Genomic DNA, 25001 nt, shown 5'->3' on the forward strand with positions numbered 1-25001 from the left:
CTGCTGAAAGAACAGCCCGGGGCCCCGATCCCGGGCCTGTTGGCCGCCATGGCGCAAGCCTTGGCGGCTTTTTTTAGGTTCTTCACGGATTTCCGGGGAAGGCAGCTTTGATCTTTAGGAAGAAAAATTCGCTGTCGCGGTAGCCGTAGGCCATGCGCTTCATGACCTTGATTCTGTTGTTGATTCCTTCTAGCTGGCCGGTATGCATCGGCCAGCGTACCCGCGCCACGATGCCGCGCCAGTAGGGTTTAAGCTTCCTGGCGAATTTTTGCAGCGGCTCGACGCCGCTTTCGTTTGCCATGCGCAGCCATGTTTGCCAAGCAGTTCGCCACTGCCAAGCGCCCTGCGCCGACCATAGTTCCTTCAACGCAGCCTTCATGATGTAGACGGTGCTCAGTGTCTGATTTGCTGCCAGTAGCTCGTCAAGGCTTGCCAGCTTTTCGGCCGGGATGTTGGCTCTGTTTCTTAACAGGAGCCAGCGAGCGCGCTTGACGACTTTACGCATTGGCAGATCATGCTTGAGCCGATTTGCCTCATCTACACGGACTCGATCAATCACCTCTCGGCCATATTTCGCAACCACGTGGAATAGGTCGTAGACGACGTGAGCCTGCGGACAGTGTTCCTTTACTTCGAGATCGAACGCCGTGTTCATGTCCATCGCAACAGCTTCGATTGCGCGGCAGCGTTCTGGTCCTAACCACTCAAAGAAAGGACGCAACGCTTCGCGGCTGCGTCCCTCGCCAACCCATAAAACACGCCGAGTGTCAGCGTCGAGCACTACCGTGGCATAGCGGTGCCCTTTATACAGAGCGAATTCATCCATGACCAAGCGGGTAGGCTGGGCATCTGGCAAGGCCGCAATCTGCGCTGCCAAGTTGGTACGCTCGATGCGTCGTACTGTGTCCCAGTGCAAGCCAGAGAGCTTGCAAACATGGGCCACTGGCAGTTTTTGGCACCATAGGCCCACGAACTCGGCCAGCCGTTGTGTCACCCGTGCATGACGGTCTAGCCACTTCACGCGCTCAGCTCGAGTCCCACATTCACTACAGCGAACACGCCGCAGACGCACCCGCAACCAGACCGGGTCGCCCAGCATTGGCATATCACGCACTACACGCCAGCCTGTTTCATGAATCTGCCAGCAGTTTGAATCGCAGCCCGAGCACACTAGTGGGGCCCTTGGGTCAGGAACCAACGTGATCCACGTTGCACCATTCTTGCGCTCGAGGTCAGACGCGAGAAAACCTTCCCAGAATGGAAGGCCGAGATTATTATCTTGCATGAAAGCGGTAAGTTGAGTTCAGTACTGTTGGTCGCACAACAAGTCTAACTCTTCTCTACCGCTTTCCTGTTTTTCGGCGCACCTTCCCGGAAATCCGTGAAGAACCTTTTTTTATGGGCGCTGTGACCCGGTCAAAGTGGCGTAGTCCATCGGTACGCAGATGACGTCGAGCATCAGCGCTACGTCTAGGAAATGCCGCGGCAGTGTAAACCGGCTGCTGTGCAGCCCTTCCTGCATTTAAATGGCCTAAGTTGATATATTATTATCACGACGGTCGCGCTTTCTATGTCGTGATTTACTTTTAACCTGCAAGTTAATAATTTATTAATCTGAGGAAAATACGTTAAAGAAATCAATTCTCGCCATGTTGATTGCGGGGTGTTCGCTGGCCCAGGCTGCAGAATATGTCGTGAACGCCACGTACACGGGCTTGGCCGACTACAACACCGGCGTCTTCAACCCTACCCGTACTGCGGCGTTGCGCGCGGTGATCGATGATGTAAACGGCGATGGCAAATTCACGGTCGATGAGGTGCGCGAATTCTCGATCCCTTACGTTTCCATCAGCCCATGGCTCATGGAGCAATACGGGCGCTGCGGGTCCGAGGATGGCGCCAGGTGGTGCCTCGAGGCGTTTTCATATACCGGCGGGAATAACCTGAGCTTCGAGGCGTCGGCCGGTTATCGGGACTTTGACGCGTCCACATGGTCGAAGGCCACGAGCGGCCAGTCCGCTTATTATGCGTTCCATTACACCGACGGCACCGGTGCAACGTCGTACGAAGGATTCAAGTGGACGCCGGAGACGCGGCTCACGCTGACGGTTACCCCACCGGTACCGGAACCTGCCACGTATGCCATGCTGGGAGCAGGCCTGGGTGCGGTCGCCCTGATGGCCCGCCGTCGCCGCAAGCAATAATCGCGGTCTCCCGACAGGCGGCGCAGCGGTCAGCTTGCGTCAGGCCGCTGGCCGCGCCTTGCTGCGTGCTGGAGGAGGTGTCGCCTGGCATCCGGCGACTCCGCCAGGCCATTGCGCTCGTCGAGTGTCGTCGAGCGCTACCAGTGGCGGCAAAACCACGGTCGGCGGTCCATGGCGCTGCCGGTTGCGCTGCCATACTCCCGCGCTGACGACGCTGCTCTATAGTCTTGAATAGTCCGGCCCGTCCGCGGACGGTCATTCACGGCGAGAGGGGACCCGATGAGCAAAGCCATGCGGTTGTCCGAAAAGTGGTTCCAGCGCGGGCTGTGGCTGGTCGCGCTGGCGTTTGCCGCCTTCCTGATCGGCCTGGGCGGCGAGGTGGTCGAGAACCTCAGCATGGTAGAGGAGCCGTTGACGGTGTCGCAGTTCGTCGAACCGCGCGCAGGCGGCGCCGCCCAGGCCGTGCTGGCGTCCACCCGCAAGGCGATGGCAACGGCGGACGAGGAACTGGCACAGGCGCGCCAGCGGCTCAAGGTGGCGCAAGCGAACAAGGCATCGGTCCGCGAGACATTCGACAATTGGCGGGCAACGCGGCATGCCACGGCGCGCCCGGACCAGGACAAGGAACTGATCGAGCGTACGCGTCAGCTGGATGCACTGCAGGCGGCCGAACGCACCGCGCAGGCCGCCGTCGAAGGCCAGGAGCTGCGTCATCTCGACGCCAGCCAGGCGCACGCACGCGCCCAGGCGCAGTGGGATGTGCTGGAGCGTGCCGCAACGGAACGCTATGACAAGGCGGAGCAATTGCGCGAGCTGCGCGTGTTCGGCTATCGCCTGGTGTTGACGCTGCCTTTGCTGTTGGTGGCGGTCTTGCTGTGGCGCCACGAGCGCAAGGGTACGTGGTGGCCGTTCGTGTGGGGCTTCATTTTCTTCGCGCTGTTCGCGTTCTTCGTCGAACTGGTACCGTACCTGCCCAGCTACGGCGGCTACGTGCGTTACGTCGTCGGTATCCTGATCACCGTGCTGGTCGGGCGCCAGGCCATCGTCTCGCTGCAGCGTTACCTGGAACGCCAGCGCAACGCCGAAGCGCTGCCGGACACGCAGCGGCGCGAGAGGCTGAGCCTCGATTACGACACCGCATTGACGCGGATGGGGAAGGGCGTATGCCCCGGCTGCGAGCGGCCGGTGGACTTGAAGGATCCGGCGCTCGACTTCTGTCCCCACTGCGGTATCGGGCTGTTCAGGCGCTGCGAAGTCTGCACCACTCGGCGCAACGCGTTCACGCGCTTCTGCTCTGTATGCGGCACGCGGGACGACACGAGCAGGGCGCCGGCGTAGGGGCCAACCTCATCGCTTGCCGTTGTAGCTGACGCGGTAGATGCGGCCGGCGTGGTCGTCCGATACCAGCAGCGAACCGTCACCCAGCACGGCCAGGTCGACGGGGCGGCCGCTGACATCGTCGCCCTGCAGGAAGCCGTCGATGAAGTCCGTGGTCGTCACTTCCTGGTTGCCGTGCAGGGTCACGAGGACGACCTTGTAGCCGATCTTCTGCGTGCGGTTCCACGAGCCGTGTTCGGCCACGAAGACCTGGTTGCGGTACTGGGCCGGGAACTGCGTGCCCGTGTAGAACGCCAGGCCGAGCGGCGCCACGTGCGGGCCCAGTTTCGCGACGGGCGGCACGTAGGCCGCGCAGCTGTTTGCCTTGCCGTACTTCGGGTCGGGGAACACGCCGCCGTGGCAGTAGGGGAAGCCGAAGTGCAGGCCCTTTTTCGGCGCCACGTTCAGTTCGCACGACGGGGTGTTGTCGCCCATCTCGTCCGGGCCGTTATCGGTAAACCACAGCTCCTTCGTCACGGGGTGGAACGCGAAGCCCACCGTGTTGCGGATGCCGCCCGCATAGGCCTCCCAGCCTGATCCGTCCGGGTTCATGCGCCAGATCTTCGAATAGGCTTCGTCTTCCTTGTCGCACGTGTTGCAGGGCGAGCCGACCGGGATGTACAGCTTGCCGTCCGGTCCGGCCTTGATGACCTTCTCGCCGTGCCATTTGTCGTCCGGCAGGTCGGCCTTGACCACCTTGTAGGCCGGCTTGGCCGCATAGGTGCGGTCGATGTCGTCGAAGCGGATCACGCGGCCGATCTCCGCCACGTACAGCGCGCCGTTCAGCAAGGTCACGCCGATCGGGTTGTTCAGGCCGGAGGCGATCGTGACGACCTTTTCGGCCACGCCGTCGTTATTGCCATCGACGACAGCGTACACCTTGCCTGCCTTGCGCGATCCGACGTAGACGATGCCGCTGCTGGAGACGGCCAGCGAGCGGGCCGACTCGACGCCTTCGGCATAGACGGCGATGGAGAAACCCTTCGGCAAGGTCAGGCGCGACAGGGCGCTATCCTGCTTCGCCTCCTGCTTCGGCTCCTGCTTCGCGGCCGGCTGGCTGGCCGCTGCGCCAGCCGGACGGCGCGCACCCGGTTGGATATAGGCAGCCAGCTGGTCGATCTGCGTGGACGACAGGGTTTGCGACCACGCTGGCATGCCTTTGTCCGGCACGCCGGCGGCGATCAGCTTCACGAGGTTGGCGCGGGTCGGCTGGCCGTGTACCCATTGGTTGTCCGCCAGGCTGGGCCCGGCCGCGCCTTCCAGCTTGGCGCCATGGCACTGGGCGCAGTGGGCCTGGTACAGGCGCGCGGCCGCGGTCAGGTCCGGGGCGGCGTGGAGCGCGGTCGTGCAGAAGGCGAGGGCGGCGGCGAGGATGGGTTTCATGGGAACTCCGGCTGTTTTGGTCGTGCCGGTATGATAAGTGAACCCTGGATGGAAACCCAATGGTGACCGGCACCGATTTCCAGCCGGGGCTGGAAATCGGTGCCGGTCACCGTGCTTCACGCCATCCCGGCCATCAGCTCGGCGATCTGCGCCAGCGACGGCGGCGTCGCACCGGCGCCGAGGCAGGCGGCGGCGCCGGCGGCCACCGCGCATTGCAGGTGCTGGCGCGGCGTGCGCTCCGGCTCGCGCAGCAGGCTGTGGACGAAGGCGGCGATGCTGGCGTCGCCCGCGCCCACGGTATCCGCCACGGGCACGACCGGTGCCGCCACGTGCCAGGACTGCGCGCCGGCGTGCAGCGAGGCGCCTTCGGCACCACGCGTGTACAGGAAGCGCGCGGCCGGGTTGAAGGCGCGCAGTCGCTCGAACGAGGCGGCCGTGTCGTCATGGCGGAACAGGCCCACCAGGTCTTCTTCCGACACCTTGACGACGTCCGCCAGCGCCGTCATCGCCTGTAAGGTGGCGTCGTAGCGTTCGTCCATCAGCTGGCGATAATTGGGGTCGTAGCTGATGCCGATGCCGGCCTGCTTGGCCTGGCGTGCCAGTGCCAGCAGCTTGCCGGCCAATGGTTCGCGGGCCAGGCTGATGCCGCCGAAATGCAGCCAGCGGCACTGCGCCAGCCAGCCGGCGGGCAGCCGCGCGGCATCGAAGTGCAGGTCGGCGCTGTCGTCGCCGATAAAGAAGTAGGCGGGCGGGTCGAGCCGGTGCACCACCGCCAGCAGCGGCGCCTTGTCGAGCCGCTGCGTGAAGCGCGTGTCCAGCCCGGCCGCCTCGGTGGCGCGCCACAGCGCATCGCCGAACACGTCGCGGCTGATGGCGCCGGCGAACGCACTGGGCAGGCCCAGGTGCGCCATCGTGCGTGCCACGTTCCACGTCGAGCCGCCCGTCACGCTCAGCCAGTGCTGGGCGCCGGTGTCGGCGACGATCAGGTCCGTCAGGGCCTCCCCGGCCGCCACGAATTCCGGATATGTCGCCATCCTATTTCTCCAGCACGTTCAGTACTTCGTAGCAGGCGCCCATCGTGTGATAGTCCACCTTGCCGGCCGGGCTCTTCTCGTCCGTCAGCTTGCCGTTATCGGGGCCGAGGATGCGGTACCAGGCGCCGTGCGTGTGATCGACGAAATGCTCCCAGCTGTAGGCCCACAGGCGGTCGTACCAGTCCCAGAAGCGGGCTTCGCCGGTGCGGGCGCCCAGCAGCGCGGCGGCGGCCAGGCTCTCGGCCTGCACCCAGAAATACTTGTGGCCGTCGCAGATCGTGCCGTCCGGGCCGAAACCGTAGTGGATGCCGCCGTGTTCGCGGTCCCATGCCTTGTCCAGCGCGGCGTCGAAGAAGTGCACGGCGCGTGGCAGCAGCCAGTCGGACGGACCGGCCAGGTGGTCGCGGTGGCGCTCCAGGATCAGCAGCAGCTTGGCCCATTCCGTCAGGTGGCCCGGCTGGTAGCCCCACGGGCGGAAGATATTGGTGCTGTCGTGGCGGTTGTAGTCCGGATCGACCGACCAGTCCGCTCGGTAGTGTTCCCATACCAGGTCGTCCGCCAGCGCGGCCTGGCGCTGCGCGATGTTGCGCGCCAGGGTCTCGGCCCGGTGCAGGTAGCGGTTTTCACCCGTCGCCTCGAACGCGGCCAGCAGCGCTTCGCACGCATGCATATTGGCGTTCTGGCCGCGGTAGCCGGACACCTGCCAGTCCGCGCTGGCCTCGTCCGCGTACAAGCCGTGCGCCGCTTCCCAGAAGCGGCGTTCCATCAGCTCGAACGTCTCGGCCACGTGGGCGCGCGCGCCTTCCTCGCCGGCCATCAGCGCATGCGAGTAGGCCAGCAGCACGAAGGCCAGTCCGTAGCAGTGATTGGTGGCGTCGGTAACGGTCTTGCCGCCGTCGCGCCATTGCAGCTCCCAGGCGTAGCCCCCGCTGGCCGGGTCGCGGTGCACGTCGCGCAGGAAGGCCAGGCCGTGGCGCAGGCGCTGGCGATCGGCTTCCTCGCCGAACTGGCGCCACGCCATCGCGTAGTTGAAGACGAAGCGCGTGCTGCTCACCAGGTGGCGCGTGTGCACGTCGTACACCGTGCCGTCGTCCTTGTAGAAGTGGTAGAAGCCGCCGCTGGGATCCACGCTGCGCGGATCGTAGAAATTGCGGGTGTCGCGGATATGCCGCAACAGGGTTTCGCGTGCATGAAAGTCTGGTAACATGAATCTTCCGTTCGAGGTGATGGGCGCTGGCAGGCGCCATGTGAATAGCCGTTGGGATGGCCTGTTTTTTCGGGCATGAGCGGTCCCCGCGCGGCACGCTTTGGCGTGTCGCACCAGGCTCCATTCTTGGTCAAGTGGTCGGGGTGATCGTCGGGCGGCGCCTCCTAGCACACCGTGCTGGCGCGCACGACCAGCTCCACGGGCGAGATCTTTTCTTCCACGGTTCCGTTGGTGCCATTGATGCCATTGCGGCTGTTCAGCAGCAGCTCGACCCCCAGCGCACCCAGTTCCTTCTTGTTGATGCGCAGCGTCGTCAGCGGACGGTGGCCCAGCACGGCCGTCGAGATGTCGTCGAAGCCGACGATCGAGATATCGTGCGGTACCTTCAGCCCCTTCGCCAGGCAGCAGCGCATCGCCACCAGCGCGGCGCTGTCGTTGTAGCAGAACAGCGCGTCCGGCGGCTTCGGCAGCGCGAGCAGGCTTTCCATCGCTTCCCATGCGCCCGTTTCCAGATCGACGCCGTCCGGCAGGCTCGCCTCCAGGCGTGGATCGGCCAGGATGCCGGCATCGTACAGCGCCTGGCGGTAGCCGCGCGCCCGTTCGCGGATGCTGTAGTGGCTGAGCGAACCGCAGATGAGACCCACCCGTTCGCGTCCCCGTTCGATCAGGTGCTGTGTGGCGAGGTAGCCGCCCATCATATTGTCCGGATTGACGGAGCTGTAGCCGCGCAGCTTCATGTCGATCAGTACCATCGGCTTGCCCGTGTCGCGCAGCGCCGTCAGCAGCTCGGGCTCGAAGAAGCCGGCGCAGACGATGCCGTCCGGCGCATGGATGCGCAGCTGGTCGGCCAGGCCGTCGGCCGGGCCGACCGCCATGAACGACAGCACGATGCCCTGCTTGCGGCACGCTTCCTCGGCGCCGTGCAGCACGGGCGAGTAGAACGGGCTGCTGGCGGCCGTGTTGTGCTGGCGGTGCAGCAGGAAGGTCAGGCGGCGCAGGCGCTTCGGGCGCAGCTTGCAGAAGTCGTAGCCCAGGTCGCGCGCCGTGTTCAATACCATCTGGCGCGTCGACTCCGTCAGTCCCGGCTCGTTCTTCAGGGCACGTGAAATGGTGCCGGCCGAGACACCGGCCACCCGCGCAATGTCGCGGATCGTGACGCCGCCCGTGCCAGGGGCAGCCGCGGCGGCAGTGGCGGCCGTCATCGGCGCGCCCCTGCGTGAAGCTTGCACATGGATCTCCTCCGTTGTTGTCCGAACAGCGTGTTATGACGGTCGCATCCGCTTGCCGCGAGTGCGCCGATATTGTGCCGACAGTCTGGCATGGCGCCCGCGCGGCGGTCAAACCCCGGACCGTGTTTGCGGAAAAGTTTAGTCCGATTTACTAAACATGCGGGGGGAGGCCGTGGGCGGTGCCGCCTGCGTCCAAGTGTGCCACCGGAGGCATGTTTAGTGAACGACGCTAAACTCGCGCCTAAAAAAGCGGCAGGGTTTGACCGGCCGGGCGGCATCCATGCAGAATCGTCGCACAACAAGGTCCGCACCCGCGGACCACCAAGGAGACGACATGGAGCAATCCACCCCCGCCCGGCTGCACCAGCCGGCGGCCGCCGCACGCGCGCCCGCCGCGCAGCCTTCCCATACGGTACCGTTAATCGTCATCACGATCCTGTTCTTCATGTGGGGCCTGCTGACTTCCCTGAACGACGTGCTGATTCCGCACCTGAAGGGCGTCTACACGCTCAACTACGTGCAGGCGATGCTGGTGCAGTTCTGCTTCTTCGGCGCCTACTTCATCGTGTCGCTGCCGGCCGGGATGCTGATCCGGCGTATCGGCTACCAGCGCGGCGCCGTCACGGGCCTCGTCATCGCGGCTGCCGGTTGCGCCCTGTTCTATCCGGCGGCGATGAGCGGCTACGGCCTGTTCCTGTTCGCGTTCTTCGTGCTCGCCTCCGGCATCACCGTGCTGCAGGTGGCCGCCAACCCGTTCGTCACCGTGCTGGGCCCGCCCGCGGGGGCATCGAGCCGCCTGACCTTGACGCAGGCCTTCAATTCGCTGGGCACCACGATCGCTCCGGCGCTGGGCGGCATGCTGATCCTGACGCAGGTGCCGGCCGTCACCGGCGCCGTCGTCGACCGGGCGCAGGAAGCGGCCGCGGTACAGGGGCCCTACCTGGCGCTGGCCGGCGCGCTGCTGCTGCTGGCCGTGCTGTTCGCCATCGTGCGTCTGCCCACCATCACCCATGACGATGGCCTGCTGGAGCTGCCGGGCCAGGCGAAAGCTTCCGTGCTGAAGCAACGCCACCTGCTGCTGGGCGCCATCGGCATCTTCCTGTACGTGGGTGCGGAAGTGAGCATCGGCAGTTTCCTGATCAACTTCCTGGGCGAGGAGCGCATCGCCGGCATGTCCCATGCGGCCGCCGCCAACTACGTCAGCTGGTACTGGGGCGGCGCCATGGTCGGGCGCTTCGCCGGTTTCTTCGTCATGCGCCGCGTCAGTCCCGGCAAGGCGCTGGCGTTCAATGCGGCAGCGACAATCGTGCTGGTACTGCTGGCCGTATTCGGCCAGGGCGCCGTCGCGATGTGGGCGCTGATCGCCGTGGGCCTGTTCAACTCCATCATGTTCCCCACGATTTTCAGCATGGCGTTGCACAAGCTGGGCGCGCAGACGGGGCAAGGCTCAGGCGTCCTGTGCATGGCCATTGTCGGCGGCGCCATCGTGCCGTTCGTGCAGGGCTTCCTGGCCGACGCCATCGGCCTGCAACTGTCGTTCCTGGTGCCGGCCGCCTGCTACGTGTTCATCCTGTACTTCGGCGTGCGCTACGCCGGCATGTACGTGGACGAGATCAAGGCCGTATGAGGACGACCATGAACCTGATGTCCTGCTCCGTATTGCTGGCGCTGGCCGCCGGTCCTGCGCTCGGAGCCGCCGAGGCGCAGCCCTGGCTGAACCCCGCGCTCGACCCCGACCGGCGCGCCGCGCTGGTGCTGAAGGAGATGACGCAGAAGGAAAAGCTGAACTGGGCCTACGGCTACTTCGGCGCCGACCATGCGGGCAACAAGACGAAGAAGATCGCCGCCGCGTTGCCGTTCTCCGCCGGCTACATTCCCGGCATCCCGCGCCTGGGCCTGCCCGCCCTGTTCGAGACGGATGCGGGCATCGGCGTGGCGACGCAATACACGACGACGCCGCGCGAGCGCACCGCGCTGCCGGCCGGGATCGCGACGGCGGCCACGTGGAACCCCAAGCTGGCTTACGAGGGCGGGCGCATGATCGGCGCCGAGGCCCGTGCGTCCGGCTTCAACGTGATGCTGGCGGGCGGCGTCAACCTGCTGCGCGAGCCGCGCAACGGCCGCAACTTCGAATATGCCGGTGAAGATCCGCTGCACGCCGGCCTGATGGTGGCGGAACAGGTCAAGGGCATCGAGTCGAACCACGTCATCGCCACCATCAAGCACTTCGCCCTGAATGCCCAGGAAACGGGGCGCTTCCAGCTGGACGCCCGCATCGACCCGGCGGCGGCGCGCATGTCGGACCTGCTGGCGTTCCAGATCGCGCTGGAACAGTCGGACGCGGGGTCGTTCATGTGCGCCTACAACCGCGTCAACGGTCCTTACGCATGCGAGAGCGGCTGGCTGCTGAACGAGGTGCTGAAGGAGGACTGGGGCTTCAAGGGCTACGTGATGTCCGACTGGGGCGCCACCCACAGCACCGTGCCGGCCGCGAACGCGGGCCTGGACCAGCAGTCCGGCGGCGAGTTCGACAAGTCGAACTACTTCGGCGCCGCGCTGGAGGAGGCGGTGGAGAACGGCCACGTGTCGCCTCGCCGGCTCGACGACCTGGCCCACCGCGTGCTGCGCACGATGTTCGCCAAGGGCGTCGTCGACCATCCCGTCAAGGAGGGCGGCGCCATCGATTTCGAAGCGCATGCGCGGATCACGCAGGCCGATGCGGAAGAGGGCATCGTACTGCTGAAGAACCAGCGCCTGCTGCCGCTGCGCGCCGGGATGAGGAAGATCGTCATTGTCGGCGGCCACGCCGACGTGGGCGTGCTGGCCGGTGGCGGTTCCTCGCTGGTGTATCCGGTCGGCGGCAATGCCGTGCCAGGCCTGCTGCCGGCCACCTGGCCCGGCCCCGTCATGTACTACCCGTCGTCGCCACTGAAGGCGGTGCAGGCGCGTGCCGGTGGCGCCACGGTGACCTTCGACGACGGCACCGACCCGGCCCGCGCGGCCCGCCTGGCGGCCGATGCGGACGCGGTACTGGTCTTTGCCACGCAATGGGTCGGCGAGGCGCTCGATGCGACGTCGCTGGCGCTGCCGGACCGGCAGGATGCCCTGATCGACGCCGTCGCCGCGGCCAATCCGCGCACGGCCGTGGTGCTCGAGACCAGCGGTCCCGTCCTGATGCCGTGGCTGGACAAGGTGGCCGCCGTGGTCGAGGCCTGGTATCCGGGGACCCGTGGCGGCGAAGCGATCGCCCGCGTGCTGTTCGGCGAAGTCAATCCGTCCGGCCGCCTGCCGGCCACGTTCCCGCAAGCGGAACGGCAACTGCCGCGGCCACGGCTGGACGGCGACCCCGCCAGGCCGGACCTGCGCTTCGCGGTGGATTACCACGAAGGCGCCGCCGTGGGCTACAAATGGTTCGACCTGAAGAACCTGAAACCGCTGTTCCCGTTCGGCTACGGCCTGTCCTATACGCAGTTCGGCTACAGCGGGCTGGCAGCGACCGTCGTCGACGGCAAGGTCAGGGTCCGCTTCAAGGTCGCCAACGCGGGGACGCTGGCGGGCAAGGACGTGCCGCAGGTCTACGTCGCACCGCTCGCGGCGCGTTGGGAAGCGCCCAAGCGCCTGGCGGGCTGGGACAAGGTCGACCTGGCGCCCGGCGCCACGCGCGACGTCGAACTGACGCTTGACCCGCGCCTGTTCGGCACCATCCGCGGCAATGCCAGGACGTGGCAGGTGGCGGCTGGCCGGTACAAGATACTGCTGGCACGCCATGCCGGCGATACGCAGGCGCAAGCCGTCACCATCAACCTGCCGGCCCGGGTGCTGAACCTGGCAGGCCAACCGACAACCACCAACAAGGGACAACGATGAAACGAATGATCACGCTCGCGGCCAGCCTCATGATGATGCACGCACTGCCGATGGAGGCGGCGGCCAACGACAAGGGCGCCTTCGTCAAGGTCGACAAGACACACTTCGCCCGCGCCGGGCAGCGCTACTACATTGCCGGCGCCAACTTCTGGTACGGCGCCTACCTGGGTGCACCAAGCAAGGTGGGCGACCGCGCCCGCCTGCTGAAGGAACTGGACACGATGAAGGCGGCCGGCATCAACAACGTGCGGGTGCTGGCCGTCTCCGAGAAGACGGACATGCCGAGCGCCGTGCGTCCCGCCACCACGGCGGCACCAGGCCAGTACGACGAGGAGCTGCTGGCGGGCCTGGACTACCTGCTGGCCGAGCTGGCCAAGCGCGACATGACGGCGGTGATCTACCTGAACAACTTCTGGCAGTGGTCGGGCGGCATGACGCAGTACCTGAACTGGTTCGAGGGCACCAAGGCGCTGGACCCGAACGTCACCAAGGACTATGAGGACTACATGGCCAAGACGGTGCGCTTCTACCGCAACGACAAGGCCCAGGCGGAATACCGCAACGTGATCCGCAAGATCGTCCAGCGCGTCAATACCGTCACGGGCAAGCGCTACGCGGACGACCCCACGGTGATGTCGTGGCAGCTGGCCAACGAGCCCCGTCCGGGCAACGCGAGAACCACGGCGGAAGAGAAGGCCGTCTACGTCAAGTGGATCGCCGACACGGCCGCCTTTATCCACGGCCTCGACGCCAACCACCTGGTCAGCAGCGGCAGCGAGGGCCTGGCCGGTTCCGCCCAGGACGGCGAACTGTTCATGCAGGCGCACCGGACCAGGCACATCGACTACCTGACGTATCACCTGTGGCCGAAGAACTGGGGCTGGATCGACTCGAGGAACGTGGCCGCCACGTGGGATGGCGCGCTGGAGAAAAGCCGCCACTACCTGAACGTGCACATCGACTATGCGAAGAGGGTGGGCAAGCCGATCGTGCTGGAGGAATTCGGCATGGACCGCGACAACGCGTCCTTCGACATCAAGGCCGGCACCACGGTGCGCGACCGCTTCTATGGCGAAGTGTTCAACGTCATCACGACGCGCGCCGCCAAGGGCGATCCCATCGCCGGCTTCAATTTCTGGGCCTGGGGCGGCGCCGGTCGCGCCGCCAATCGCGACTACTGGTGGAAGGAGGGCAACGACCTGATGGGCGATCCGCCGCAGGAAGAGCAGGGCCTGTACTCCGTGTTCGACACGGACGCCAGCACCATTGCGCTGATCAAGGAAACCGCCGCCAAACTGAAAGCCCTGGAGCGCAAATGACGAGGACACAATTGTCGGTGGCGGCGGCGGCGCTGCTGCTGGCGGCCGGCACCGCTCAGGCGCAGAAGTTCGAGGGCCTGGCGGACACGCCGCAGATGGGCTGGAACAGCTGGAACAAGTTCGGCTGCGAGATCAACGAGCAGTTGATCCGCGAGACGGCCGATGCGATGGTCAAGCTGGGCATGAAGGACGCCGGCTACCAGTACGTCAATATCGACGACTGCTGGCATGGCCAGCGCGACAAGGACGGCACCATCCAGGCCGACCCCGTGCGCTTCCCGTCGGGGATCAAGGCGCTGGCGGACTACGTGCATGCGCGCGGCCTGAAACTGGGCCTGTACTCGGACGCCGGCGCCACCACGTGTGGCGGCCGCCCCGGCAGTCGCGGCCACGAGTACCAGGATGCGCGTACCTATGCCGCCTGGGGCGTCGACTACGTCAAGTATGACTGGTGCGACACCAAGGGCTTGAATGCGGAAGGCGCCTACACGACGATGCGCGATGCGCTGCGCGCGGCGGGCCGGCCGATCCTGCTGTCGATCTGCGAATGGGGCGACAACAAGCCGTGGGACTGGGCACCCAACGTGGGGCACTCGTGGCGCACGACAGGCGACATCTACGCGTGCTGGGATTGCGAGGTGTCGCTGGGCTCCTGGTCCACGTTCGGCGTGATGAAGATCGTCGACAAGTCGCTGGCGCTGCGCAAGTACGCGGGGCCGGGCCACTGGAACGACCTGGACATGCTGGAGGTGGGCAACGGCCTGACGCCGGAGGAAGACCGCTCGCACTTCTCGCTGTGGGCCATGCTGGCGTCGCCCCTCATCTCGGGCAACGACCTGCGCAAGATGCCGGAGGCGGTGCGCAAGGTGCTGACCAACAAGGACGTCATCGCCGTCAACCAGGACAAGCTGGGTGTGCAGGCGCTGCGCATGCTGACCGACGGCCCGCTGGAAGTGTGGATCAAGCCCCTGGCCGGCAACGATTGGGCCGTGCTGTTCCTGAACCGCGGCGAGCAGGCGCTGGAGCGCAGCTACGACTGGCACAAGCAGCCGTTGTCCGACGACCTGTCGAAGCGCTCGGCCGACCTGAAGAAAGCGGCTTACCGCTGGACCGACCTGTGGCAGTTGAAAACGGGCGATACGGCGAAGCCGTTGACCCTGAAGCTGGCGCCGCACAGCGTGACGATGCTGCGGCTGACGCCGCGGGAGGGCACTTGAGCCGACGGCGCGGCGTCACGTTATGATAACGTTTTCAAAGCGAAGGGAGACAGGCATGCGGATGAAAGGATGGGCGTGGGCGGCGCTGGCATTGTGCGCCGCCGGCACGGCACGGGCCGACATGGCGCCGGGGCAGGTGCGCCAGTGCGCGACCGTGGTGGAGCCGCGCAGCGTGGAATATCCATGGATGTCGATCGAGCGCTGGCACCAGCTCAACCGGGACAAGACGGCGCTGGCGGCCAAGGGCAACGTGGACGTGCTGTTCCTGGGCGACTCGATCACCGAGGGGTGGCCGAAGAGCGAGTGGGACAGCCACTTCGGCCGCTACAAGGCGGCCAACTTCGGCATCGGCGGCGACCACACGGGCAATGTGCTGTGGCGCCTGCAGAACGGCAGCATGGACAAGCTGCGCCCGAAACTCGTCGTGCTGCTGATCGGGACCAACAACTTCGGCCTGTGCGGCGAGGCGCCCGAGCAGGTGTTCAACGGTATCTCCTCCGTGGTGGCGTCGCTGCGCCAGGTCTACCCGGACGCGAAGATCCTGCTGAACGCCGTGCTGCCCGTGGAGCCCAATCCGGACCATCCGCGCCGCCTGAACGTGGCCAAGCTCAATCGCGACGTGGCCCGGCTGGACGACGGCAAGCACGTGTTCTACCGCGACTACGGCCCGCTGTTCCTGCAGCCGGACGGCACGATCTCGCCGGCCATCATGCCCGACTACCTGCATCTGACGGAAAAGGGCTACCGGATCTGGGCCGACGCGCTGCAGCCGGACATCGCCAGATTGCTGAAGTAAGCCATCCACCAAGGACAACCGATGCGCATGACCATGCATCCCCTGAACGCGGCCCTGGCCGCGTTTTTTTGTTTCAGCGGCGCCGCGCATGCGGCCGAGACGGCACCGGCCACGGACAAGCGCATAGCCCACATGGGCCGTACAGTCGCTAGCACGGAGGGCGCCGTACGCTTCGCCTATCCCGGCGTCAGTGTCTTCCTGCGCTTCGAGGGCAAGACGCTGGCGCTCGACGCAGCCAGCACGGGCGACAAGAGCTGGCTGGACGTGATCGTGGATGGCGCCGTGCGCACGATCCACGTGGCGCCAGAAGGCGGACGCTACGTGCTGGTCGACGAAGCGCAGCCGGCTCCGCATACGGTGCAGGTGCTGCACCGGTCCGAGACGTGGCACGGCACGGTCACGCTGCGCGGCTTCACGACGGATGGCCGCTTTGCCGCGGCGCCGGCGCTGCCCGCGCGCCGGCTGATGTTCCTGGGCGACTCCGTCACGTGCGGCGAAGCGCTCGAGCGCACGCCGCCGGGGCCGAAGCAGGCCGTCTGGTGGAACCCACGGGTTTCATACGGCATGCTGGCGGCCGAGGCCCTGGGGGCGCAGGTGCACCTGGTCTGCCACGGCGGTCGTGGCCTGGTGCGCAGCTGGAACAACCGTACCGACGAGTTCAACCTGGGTCGCCTGTACCAGCTGGCCATTGCCGATCCGGCCCGGCCCGAACCGTGGGACCAGCGCCGTTATGCGCCGGACCTGATCGTCAGCGCGATCGGCACCAACGATTTCAATCCTGGCATTCCGGAGCGCGCCGGCTACGTCGCCAAATATGTCGAGCTGGTGCGCACTTTGCTGCGTGACCACCCGCGCGCGCGCATCGTGCTGACGGAAGGGGCGATCCTGGACGGGGAGAAGAAAGCGGCGCTGCGGGGGTACATCGACGCGACGATCCGCGAGGTAGGCGATCCGCGCGTTTCCAGCGTCGTATCGCGGCACTATCCCGGCGATGCGGCGGATGCGCATCCGACCCGCGCGCAGCACGCGGCGATGGCGGCGGACCTGGTGCCGCAGTTGCGGGCGGTGATGGGGTGGTAGTGATGGTGACCTGCTCGCCACAGCGGCTTGATGCGCTTGGGGTCTGTCCCGTTCTTCGGGACCGACCCCGGTTTTAATCCGCGACGCGAATGCATCGGCCGGTGGACCGCGCGGTGACGCAGCTGTTCGCGATGAAAACCAGGGTCAGTCCCGCAGGGACAGACCCTGAGCCTGCTGCACACAGCGGCTTGATGCGCTTGGGGTCTGTCCCGTTCTTGGGGACCGACCCCGGTTTTGATCCGCGACGCCAGTGCATCGGCCGGTGGACCGCGCGGTGACGCCGCCGTTCGCGATGAAAACCAGGGTCAGTCCCGCAGGAACAGACCCTGGGCCAGGACAGGTCAGTACTCCGCACCCACCCGGAACCCGAACATGCGCGGCTCGACGTAGTACGCCTTCATGAAGCCGCCGAACACGGATTCGCGCGCTTGCGCGGCATGCTTGTCGCCGGCGTTGCGCACGTACAGCTCGGCGTGCCAGTTGCCGTTCGGCGAATCGAGGCGCACCGAGGCGTCCGTCAGCGCGTAGGCCTTCTGGTAGCGGCCGACCACGTCGAACTCGGAGTTGCGCAGGTCGAAGTAGGCCTTGTCGCGCCAGTTCACCTTGACATACGGCGTGATGCGATAGCCGTTGGCCAGCGCGAACTCCTGCGAGAACGACAGGTTGACCTGGTACTTCGGCGTGTTCGGCAGGTGGTTGCCGTCGATGTTGTACAGGCGGCGGCCCTGCAGTGCCTTGTCCGGACCCGTGTAGGCGGGCGGGCAGGGCGTCTGGCCCAGTTCCGTACGGATGTCGCACTGGTAGTCGTCGGAGAACTCGCGGAAGTCGTGCACGTCCGTGTTGATGTAGGCGAAGCCGCCGCCGAAGCGGGCGCCACGCCACGGCCGGTAGTCCCATTCCAGTTCCAGGCCCGGGATGTCCACCTTGCCCACGTTGATGGTGCGCCAGGCTTCGTACACGTCGCACTTGGGCTGGTCGGTCGGGCAGGGCAGGCCGTCGTCCGGGATGATCTGGTTGATGAAGTACGTGCCCGTCAGCTGCATGTCCTTGTACTTCATCCAGAACGCGGTGGCCGACAGCGACAGCCGGTTGTCCAGGAACTTGCCCTTGTAGCCCAGCTCGAAGTTGGTGACCTGTTCCGGGCCGTACGGCAGGAACGTCACCACGCCCGGCTTGCCGTCCGCGCACAGGTGGTAGTTGCAGCTGTCGGTCTTGTCGGCGAAGCCGCCAGCCTTGTAGCCCGTCGAGACGGAGGCATAGGCCATCTGGTTCGGCGTCATCTGCTTTTGCAGGCCCACCCGCCACGTCACCTTGCGCCAGGTTTCCTTGTGGTCGTTCGACGTCGGGGCGCCGTACAGGCGGTAGGCGGCGACGCTGCCGCCCATCGCGTCCGTCAGGTCGGTGCCGTTGTGGACGCGAAAGCCCGGCGTGCCGGGCGTGCCCTGGCTGAACAGGCCATTGTAGTAGGCCGGGTCGCCCTTCCAGTTGGCGCCATACACTTCACCGCCCTTGTCTTCCTTGCTGTCGATGCTGTAGCGGGCGCCCAGGGTAGCCGTCCACGTCGGCATGAACTTCCAGTCGGCCTGCGCGAACGCGGCCTTGGCGTCGACCTGGCGGTTCGGCTGGTGGTACAGCACGGAGCCCACGTCGCCGTGCGGCTTCTGGATCGTGTTCGTCATCTCGTAGTCGATGCGGTTGCGTTCGTGCATCCAGAACAGGCCCGCCACGTACTGCACGTTGCCGAGCGTCTGCTTCAGCTGGGCTTCGTGCACGGTGGAGAAATAACGCGACGACAGCGTGCGGTGGAACGAATCCGTCAGCGGCCACGTGCCCCAGTTGCCATCGGGCGTGTTCGGGTAGGCCCCGTTGATCTGGAACGGCGCGGCGTGCTGCATGCCCATGTCGTCGTCGGTGATCTCGGCGCGCTTCTGGTCGGCGACCTGGAACGTGTAGTCGAAGGTGGTGGTCGGGTTGATGGTCCACGACAGGCCCGTGCGCAGCGTACGGATCTGCATGTCCACTTCGCCCGGCACATTGACCAGCAGGTCCCACTTGCCCGTGTTGGGGGCGCACGCATAACGGGTGCCGGCCGAAGCGTCGCAGTCGCGGAAGGCGGCGCCGCCGGCGCCGTTGTCCTGGAAGTGCTCGTAGGCGGCCTTGAACGTCAGGTCGTCGCTGATCTTGTACAGCGCGGACAGGCGCGCGGCCCACTGGTCCTGGTTGGTGTAGAACTTGTCCTTGCCGATCACCTTGTTGAAGCGCTGGTCGACGTCCGGCTTGCCGTCCGGGACCCAGCCCAGTTGCGGCGCGTTCGCTTCCGACAGGTCGCGCATCTGATTGGCGTAGCCGTCGCGCGTGACCTTCATGAAGGTGCCGCGCAGGGCCAGCTTGTCGTTCACCTTGACGTTCTGCACCAGCGAGACCTGCTTCTTGCGGTAGTTGCCGATATCGATGTCGGCCTTTCCGTAGTTGCCCGAGAAGTCGGGCTTGGCGGCGATGACGTTGACGCTGCCGCCCGTGGAGTTGCGGCCGAACAGCGTGCCCTGCGGGCCGCGCAGCACCTCGACCTGGTCGACGTCGAACATCAGCGCCTGGGCGCCTTGCGGGCGCGGCGAGTACATGCCGTCCACGTGGAAGCCCACGGCCGGATCGCCCGTCTCCGTGAAGTTGGTGGAGGTGATGCCGCGGATGGTGATCTGCACGGCCGAATCCAGGCCCGTGTTCTGGATGACGACGTTGGGAATCTCGCCGGCCAGGTCCTTCAGGCTGGTGGCGCCCTTGCGCGTCAGCTGCTCCTGGCTGAAGGCCGACACGGCCAGCGGCGTCTTCAGCAGCGATGTCGAATAGCGGGTCGCCGTCACTTTGACTTCCGGGATCTGGTCGCCCCCAGAGACAGTGCTCCCGGCGGCACCGGAAGCGCCGGCGGTCACGTTGGTGTCGGCTGCCGCGGCGCCCGCCTGGGCGTAGGCGGACAACGCGACCAGGCTGCAAGCGCTGGCCACGGCCAGGCTCATCAAGGTTCTCTTGGTGGGATGCATTTCGTCTCCTCGTTTGGAATGTGGGCCGCTTGCGGACCCCTCTGTCAGCCGAGGCAGTATTGCATTGCAAAAATAGCGAGATCAAGCGATTCGCCGATTCGCGTCGCAGTTTAATCAGTTTTACTAAACACGGGCCGGCGGGGCGATTCCGCCATCGGCACCGCCCCGCAAAGGCGCTGCGTGCGCTGGCTGCGCGGGCCTGCCGAAGTTGCGCGACAAAACCGGCTGGCCCGCCCCGGTGTCGTCCGGGCCGCGTTTTCTGCAGTTCGTCGCAAATGGTGCCGGCCCCCAGTCCGGCTTCGCTATGATGGGAGCATCGAATAATCTGCGCCGGACCCAAGGAGCCCCCATGACCCATTCCATCCATCCTGCCGTACTGATCCGGACACTGATCCTGGGCCTGCTGTGGCTCTGTCCGGCCCTGGGCCGCGCGGACGACGGCAACGAGACCCGCCCGGTCGATGCCCGCGTCGAGCGCGTGAGGCTGGACGGCGTCATCGACCTGCGCATCCGCCAGGGCGACGTGGCGTCGCTGAAGATCAGCGGCGACCGGCGCTACCTCGACAAGGTCACATGCGTGCAGACGGGCGACACGCTGCAGCTGGACACGGAGATCCAGGGCGCCCGCATGGGCCGGCCGTCGCTGCGGGCCGACCTGGTGCTGCCGCGGCTGCGCGAGCTGGTGTCGGAGGGCCTGGGGGCCTCGGAGGTATCCGGCTTTACGGGCGACGAACTGGACGTCACGCTGGACGGGGCGGGCAGCATGAAGCTCGTCGCCGCGTACCGACGACTGCGGGCCAACCTGGGCGGCGTGGGCAGCATGAACGTGTGGGTCAAGGACGGCGACGAGGTGGCGCTGGACCTGCGCGGCGCCGGCTACGTGACGATCGGCGGGCGCAGTCGCCTGCTGCGCGCGTCGCTGGGCGGCCTGGGCGGCCTGAACGCGCAGCAGTTCGACGCCGACTCGGTCGACATCGACCTGTCGGGCCTGGGCAACGCCACCGTCAACGCGCGCACGAACCTGAGCCTGGACTTGTCCGGCCTGGGGTCCGTGACCGTGTACGGCAAGCCATTGAACCGCAAAGTAAGCGTGGACGGGCTGGGCCGGGTCAGCTGGAAGTAGCGACCGCCCGGCGTAGCGCACGCCATCGAGAACAATAACGAATTCGAATATCTCGCAAATGAAAAAACTGGAAAGAACGATCGTGGCGATCGCCACGGCCCTGGTGCTGACCCTGCACGGCAGTGCGCTGGCCGGCTTCGTCGAAGGCGCCACCGCGTACAACAACCGCAACTACGCCGTGGCCTACAAGGAGATCCTGCCGCTGGCCAAGGGCGGCAACGCGGACGCGCAGCACCTGCTGGGCCTCATGTACTACATGGGCCGCGGCGTCAAGCAGGACTACAAGCAGGCGCTGGCCTGGCACCGCAAGGCCGGGCTGCAGGGCAAGGCGGATGCGCAGTACGTCGTCGGCGCCATGTACTACACGGGCAACGCGGTGATCCAGGATCACCGCCAGGCCGTGCACTGGTTCCGCATGGCGGCCGAACAGGGCCACGCGCAGGCGCAGCAGGTGCTGGGCCTGATGTATCGCTATCGCATCGGCGGCATGCCGCAGGATAACGTCATCGCCTACATGCTGTGGAACCTGGCCGCCGCCAGCGGCAACGTCAACGCGGCCGAGCAGCGCGGCGCCGTCATCAAGCACATGACGGAGGAGCAGATCGAGGAAGGCCAGGCGCTGTCGGCCGCGTGGAAACCGGGCAAGCCGCTGCCGCGCAGTTCGCGCACCGGGGCCGGCGGATGACGCCGTTCCCGTTGCGCCAGATCCGGGCCGTGCACGACGACGCTACCATCCGCGTCTACCAGGCCTACTCGAACGAGATCGCGGAGGCGGCGCTGGCGCACGGCACGTTCATGTCGCCGCCGTTCAAGCGCGAGCGCATGACGTGGATCAAGCCGTCGTTCCTGTGGATGATGTACCGCGCCGGCTGGGGTTACAAGGACCCCGGCCAGCAGCGTATTCTTGCCATCGACATCAGCCGCGCCGGCTTCGCGTGGGCCTTGCAGCACGGCTGCCCGAGCCATCCGGAGGAGGGCATGAGCCAGGCCGACTGGCGGGCCCTGAAGCAGGCGTCGCCCGTGCGCATCCAGTGGGATCCGGAGCGCGACCTGTTACTGCAACCGCTGCCGCACCGGGCCATCCAGGTCGGCCTGTCTGGCGAGGCGGTGCGGCTGTACGTCGACGAATGGATCCAGGCCGTGAGCGACGTCACCCCGCTGGCCCACGACATCCATGCGCTGGTCGAACAGGGCAGGCTGGAGGAAGCGGCGGCGCTGCTGCCGGTGGAGCGGCCGCTGGCGTAGTGACCGCCCGGCAGGACTGTCGCGCTCAGTCCACAGCGTCGACCGCGCGCTGACCCGTATCAAGAACTTTCCTGGCGTCAATTCGGATAATGGTCGCTCGGCCTTGCACACCTGTGCGGCCACGACCGCCGGGGATGCCGCATGAACCTGAACGACCTGACCGCCGCGCTTGCCGGCCTGTCGCAAGCGAACCGTCCCATCCGGTTGCGGCTGGCCCAGCGCGACGGGGTGCTGGACGACGTGCTGATGGTGCAGCACGTCAGCGGCGGCGAGACAATCTGCGGTGGCATCGAGTACCGTTTGCTGTGCGTCTCGCTGCGGGCCGACCTGCCGCTGAAAGAGCTGGTCGCCTTGCCGGCCGCGGTGGAGTTCGTGACCGACCGGGGCGAGCTGCATGCGCTTTGCGGCATCGTGGCGGAAACGGCGGCCGGCCACAGCGACGGCGGCCTGGCCACCTACCGGCTGGTGCTGCGCGACGCGCTGGCGCTGATGGACCAGCGCACCAACACCCGGGTGTTCCGCCAGCGCAGCGAGCTCGATATCGCCAGCGTCATCCTGGACGAATGGCGCCAGCGCAATCCCGTGCTGGCCCGGGCGTTCGACGTCGACTGGTCGCACGTGACGGGCACGTACCCGGCACGCGAATTCACGATGCAACACAACGAATCGGACGCCGCGTTCCTGCGCCGGCTGTGGCAGCGGCGCGGCATCGCCTGGTTCATCCGGCCGGGGAGCGCGAGCACGCCTGCCGACGCCGACGCGCCGATGCATACGCTGGTCCTGTTCGACGATGGCTTCAGGCTGGAACAGAACATCGCCGGGACGGTGCGCTTCCACCGCGACGCCGCCACCGAGGAGCGCGACGCGATCACGGCGTGGGGCGCCGTGCGCTCGCTCAGGCCGGGCGCGCTGGCGCGCCACAGTTGGGACTACGTGCAGGCGCGCACGATGGCGGCCAATACCGCGTCCTGCATCGACCAGGGCACGATGGGCAACGACTTCGCCGCGGGCCTGGACGATCACCTGGTCGAAGTGCCGCACGCCGGCAGCGATGGCGACGACTACCGTGCGCTGGGCGAACTGCGCATGCAGCGCCACGAATACGAATCGAAGCGCTTCCAGGGCGAGGGCAGCGTGCGCACGCTGGGCGTGGGCCAGTGGTTCGCGCTGGCCGGTCATCCCGAGATCGACAGGCATCCGCCGACCGGGCGCGAGTTCATCGTCACGAGCCTGGCGATCGACGCCGCCAACAACCTGCCCAAGCAGCTCGACGATCGGGTACGGCGGCTGTTCGTGGCCAGCGGTTAGACCGGCCGCGACGTCGGGCCGGCCTTGCACGAAGCGAGCGCCGAGCGCGGCACCCGCTACGCCAACCGTTTTACCTGCGTGCGACGCGGTACGCCGATCGTGCCGGCGTTCGACCCGCGCACGGACTTGCCGCGCCCGCGGCTGCAAAGCGCGCTGGTCGTGGGACCGGCCGGCGAGGAGATCCATTGCGACGAGCTAGGCCGCATCAAGGTGCGTTTTCCCTGCACCCGCGCGGAAGACCACGACCACGCACAGGGCGCCGGTGCCAGCGACAGCGAGCGGGACTCGGCATGGGTGCGCGTCGCCTCCAGCTGGGCGGGCGAACGGTGGGGAGCGCTGGCGCTGCCGCGCGTGGGCACGGAAGTCATCGTCGATTTCCTGGGCGGCGATCCGGACAAGCCGATCGTCGTCGCGCAGGTCTACAACGGCGTCGCGCGCCCGGCGGCGTTCAGCCACGTCGGCACATTGCCTGCCAACCGCTGCGTGGGCGGTATCGTCAGCAAGGAAGTGCAGGGCGGCCGCTGCAACCAGCTGCGGCTGGACGATACGCCAGGGCAGATCAGCGCCCAACTGGCCAGCGAACATGCGCACAGCGAATTGAATCTCGGATGGTTGACCGACCCGCGTAGCGACGGCAGAGGCGAGCCGCGCGGCGAGGGCGCGGAACTGCGCAGCGACGGGGCGGTGGCGATCCGTGGCGCTGCCGGGGTGCTGGTCAGTGCCGCGGCCGGCGACACGCAGCTGGCCCGCGCCGAGACCACGGGGCTGATGGAGGCGCTGCAGATGGTGCAGCAGGAGTTGTCGCGCCTGTCGTCCACGCATCATGCGGGCGAGACCGACGGCACGCGCCTGCGCCAGCTGGGCGGCTACCTGCGGCAATGGGAAGCGGGCAGCAATACGCAGGCCGGCGGGGAGGGCGGCGCACCTGTCGTCGCTGTCGCGGGACCGGCTGGCGTGGCCCTCACCGCCAACGACAACGTCGCGATCGGCGCGCAGACGGACATCGATGTCGTCAGTCTCGGCAGCACCCAGCTGTCGGTCGGTAAGAAGCTGCTGGCCCGTGCGCTTGACAGCATCAGCCTGTTCGCGCACCGGCTCGGCATCCAGCTGATCGCCGCCAGCGGCAAGCTGGAACTGCAGACGCATACGGACGATATCGAGGTCACGTCGTCGAAACGGATCGTGCTGACGGCAACGGATGAAATCGTGCTGCAGGCGCCGAAGATCCGCTTCGTGGCCCAAGGCGCACAGGTCGAGCTGGGCGGCGGCGTCATCACGCAGCAAAGCAGCGGCACGCACACGATCAAGTCGTCCGAATTCGCGCATGTGGGGCCAGGTGACGGCGAGGTGCCCGCCGCTCCGCCGCCGACAAGTCAGACGGCACACGACCAGCAAACGGTGCTGCGCTGGATCGGCACGGACGAACCGATGAAGCAGCAGCGTTATCGGATTACGACGGAGGATGGGCGCGTCATCGAAGGCCGCACCGATGGGGATGGGAAGACCGAGCGTTTCAATATCGAGATTCCGTTCGGGCGCTACACGGTCGAAGCGTTGAACGAACAGGACTGAGG

The 25001-nt window shown here is 66.5% G+C and carries 18 protein-coding genes and 1 pseudogene; 13 read left to right on the top strand and 6 right to left on the bottom strand.

Annotation, left to right across the window (positions count from 1 at the left end):
* Nucleotides 1-82: 82 nt before the first annotated feature.
* A complete protein-coding gene (locus tag PX653_RS02150) occupies nucleotides 83-1285 on the bottom strand; it encodes an ISL3 family transposase (protein WP_277415381.1) in 1203 nt (400 codons plus the stop codon).
* A gap of 823 nt (nucleotides 1286-2108) precedes the next feature.
* On the opposite strand from PX653_RS02150, the pseudogene PX653_RS28295 reads away from it, so the two are divergent.
* A pseudogene (locus PX653_RS28295) lies at nucleotides 2109-2204 on the top strand (PEP-CTERM sorting domain-containing protein); the annotation flags it as partial.
* 279 nt (nucleotides 2205-2483) lie between these two features.
* Entirely contained in the window at nucleotides 2484-3542 is a 1059-nt protein-coding gene (locus tag PX653_RS02160; protein ID WP_277416311.1) for a serine endopeptidase, read from the top strand.
* 9 nt (nucleotides 3543-3551) lie between these two features.
* Here the strand turns inward: PX653_RS02160 and PX653_RS02165 are convergent, their stop codons facing one another.
* The 4 genes from PX653_RS02165 to PX653_RS02180 all read right to left on the bottom strand — a co-directional run bounded on the left by PX653_RS02165 (nucleotide 3552) and on the right by PX653_RS02180 (nucleotide 8407).
* The gene (locus tag PX653_RS02165; RefSeq protein WP_277416312.1) at nucleotides 3552-4964 is read right to left on the bottom strand and encodes a DUF7133 domain-containing protein; all 1413 of its coding nucleotides are present in this window, start codon (nucleotides 4962-4964) and stop codon (nucleotides 3552-3554) included.
* A gap of 116 nt (nucleotides 4965-5080) precedes the next feature.
* Nucleotides 5081-5998: a carbohydrate kinase family protein gene (locus tag PX653_RS02170; RefSeq protein WP_277416313.1), complete on the bottom strand. Its 918-nt coding sequence runs from the start codon at nucleotides 5996-5998 to the stop codon at nucleotides 5081-5083.
* Nucleotide 5999: 1 nt separating this feature from the next.
* Nucleotides 6000-7205: an AGE family epimerase/isomerase gene (locus PX653_RS02175; protein ID WP_277416314.1), complete on the bottom strand. Its 1206-nt coding sequence runs from the start codon at nucleotides 7203-7205 to the stop codon at nucleotides 6000-6002.
* A gap of 164 nt (nucleotides 7206-7369) precedes the next feature.
* Complete coding sequence (locus tag PX653_RS02180; protein WP_277418493.1) at nucleotides 7370-8407, bottom strand: LacI family DNA-binding transcriptional regulator; 1038 nt, start codon at nucleotides 8405-8407, stop codon at nucleotides 7370-7372.
* Between the two features lie 361 nt (nucleotides 8408-8768).
* Between PX653_RS02180 and PX653_RS02185 the strand changes: the two genes are divergently transcribed.
* The 6 genes from PX653_RS02185 to axe2C are packed head-to-tail and all read left to right on the top strand — an operon-like array spanning nucleotide 8769 to nucleotide 16713.
* Nucleotides 8769-10061 (top strand): sugar MFS transporter, encoded by a 1293-nt coding sequence (locus PX653_RS02185; RefSeq protein WP_277416315.1) that lies wholly within the window; start codon nucleotides 8769-8771, stop codon nucleotides 10059-10061.
* Nucleotides 10062-10069: 8 nt separating this feature from the next.
* A complete protein-coding gene (locus PX653_RS02190; RefSeq protein ID WP_277416316.1) occupies nucleotides 10070-12301 on the top strand; it encodes a glycoside hydrolase family 3 C-terminal domain-containing protein in 2232 nt (743 codons plus the stop codon).
* On the top strand, nucleotides 12298-13620 hold the full coding sequence (locus tag PX653_RS02195; RefSeq protein WP_277416317.1) for a glycoside hydrolase 5 family protein: 1323 nt from the start codon (nucleotides 12298-12300) through the stop codon (nucleotides 13618-13620). The genes PX653_RS02190 and PX653_RS02195 overlap by 4 nt, the downstream gene beginning before the upstream one ends.
* Complete coding sequence (locus PX653_RS02200; RefSeq protein ID WP_277416318.1) at nucleotides 13617-14837, top strand: glycoside hydrolase family 27 protein; 1221 nt, start codon at nucleotides 13617-13619, stop codon at nucleotides 14835-14837. Before PX653_RS02195 ends, PX653_RS02200 begins: the two co-directional genes overlap by 4 nt.
* A 55-nt stretch (nucleotides 14838-14892) precedes the next feature.
* Nucleotides 14893-15633, top strand: coding sequence for a GDSL-type esterase/lipase family protein (locus tag PX653_RS02205; RefSeq protein ID WP_277416319.1), 741 nt, complete (start codon nucleotides 14893-14895; stop codon nucleotides 15631-15633).
* 27 nt (nucleotides 15634-15660) lie between these two features.
* Entirely contained in the window at nucleotides 15661-16713 is a 1053-nt protein-coding gene (gene axe2C / locus PX653_RS02210) for a bifunctional acetylxylan esterase/glucomannan deacetylase AxeC2 (protein WP_277416320.1), read from the top strand.
* A 341-nt stretch (nucleotides 16714-17054) separates the two neighbouring features.
* Here the strand turns inward: axe2C and PX653_RS02215 are convergent, their stop codons facing one another.
* Nucleotides 17055-19751: a TonB-dependent receptor gene (locus tag PX653_RS02215; RefSeq protein ID WP_277416321.1), complete on the bottom strand. Its 2697-nt coding sequence runs from the start codon at nucleotides 19749-19751 to the stop codon at nucleotides 17055-17057.
* Between the two features lie 349 nt (nucleotides 19752-20100).
* Between PX653_RS02215 and PX653_RS02220 the strand changes: the two genes are divergently transcribed.
* From PX653_RS02220 to PX653_RS02240, 5 genes are all read left to right on the top strand, one after another.
* The gene (locus tag PX653_RS02220) at nucleotides 20101-20874 is read left to right on the top strand and encodes a GIN domain-containing protein (protein WP_277416322.1); all 774 of its coding nucleotides are present in this window, start codon (nucleotides 20101-20103) and stop codon (nucleotides 20872-20874) included.
* A gap of 58 nt (nucleotides 20875-20932) precedes the next feature.
* Nucleotides 20933-21559, top strand: coding sequence for a tetratricopeptide repeat protein (locus PX653_RS02225; RefSeq protein WP_277416323.1), 627 nt, complete (start codon nucleotides 20933-20935; stop codon nucleotides 21557-21559).
* Nucleotides 21556-22119: a DUF4291 domain-containing protein gene (locus tag PX653_RS02230; RefSeq protein ID WP_277416324.1), complete on the top strand. Its 564-nt coding sequence runs from the start codon at nucleotides 21556-21558 to the stop codon at nucleotides 22117-22119. Before PX653_RS02225 ends, PX653_RS02230 begins: the two co-directional genes overlap by 4 nt.
* Nucleotides 22120-22260: 141 nt before the next feature.
* The gene (locus PX653_RS02235) at nucleotides 22261-23427 is read left to right on the top strand and encodes a type VI secretion system Vgr family protein (protein ID WP_277416325.1); all 1167 of its coding nucleotides are present in this window, start codon (nucleotides 22261-22263) and stop codon (nucleotides 23425-23427) included.
* Between the two features lie 24 nt (nucleotides 23428-23451).
* Entirely contained in the window at nucleotides 23452-24999 is a 1548-nt protein-coding gene (locus tag PX653_RS02240) for a DUF2345 domain-containing protein (RefSeq protein ID WP_277416326.1), read from the top strand.
* The last annotated feature ends 2 nt before the right edge of the window (nucleotides 25000-25001 follow it).

Source organism: Pseudoduganella chitinolytica (genome assembly GCF_029028125.1).
GTDB lineage: Bacteria > Pseudomonadota > Gammaproteobacteria > Burkholderiales > Burkholderiaceae_D > Rugamonas > Rugamonas chitinolytica.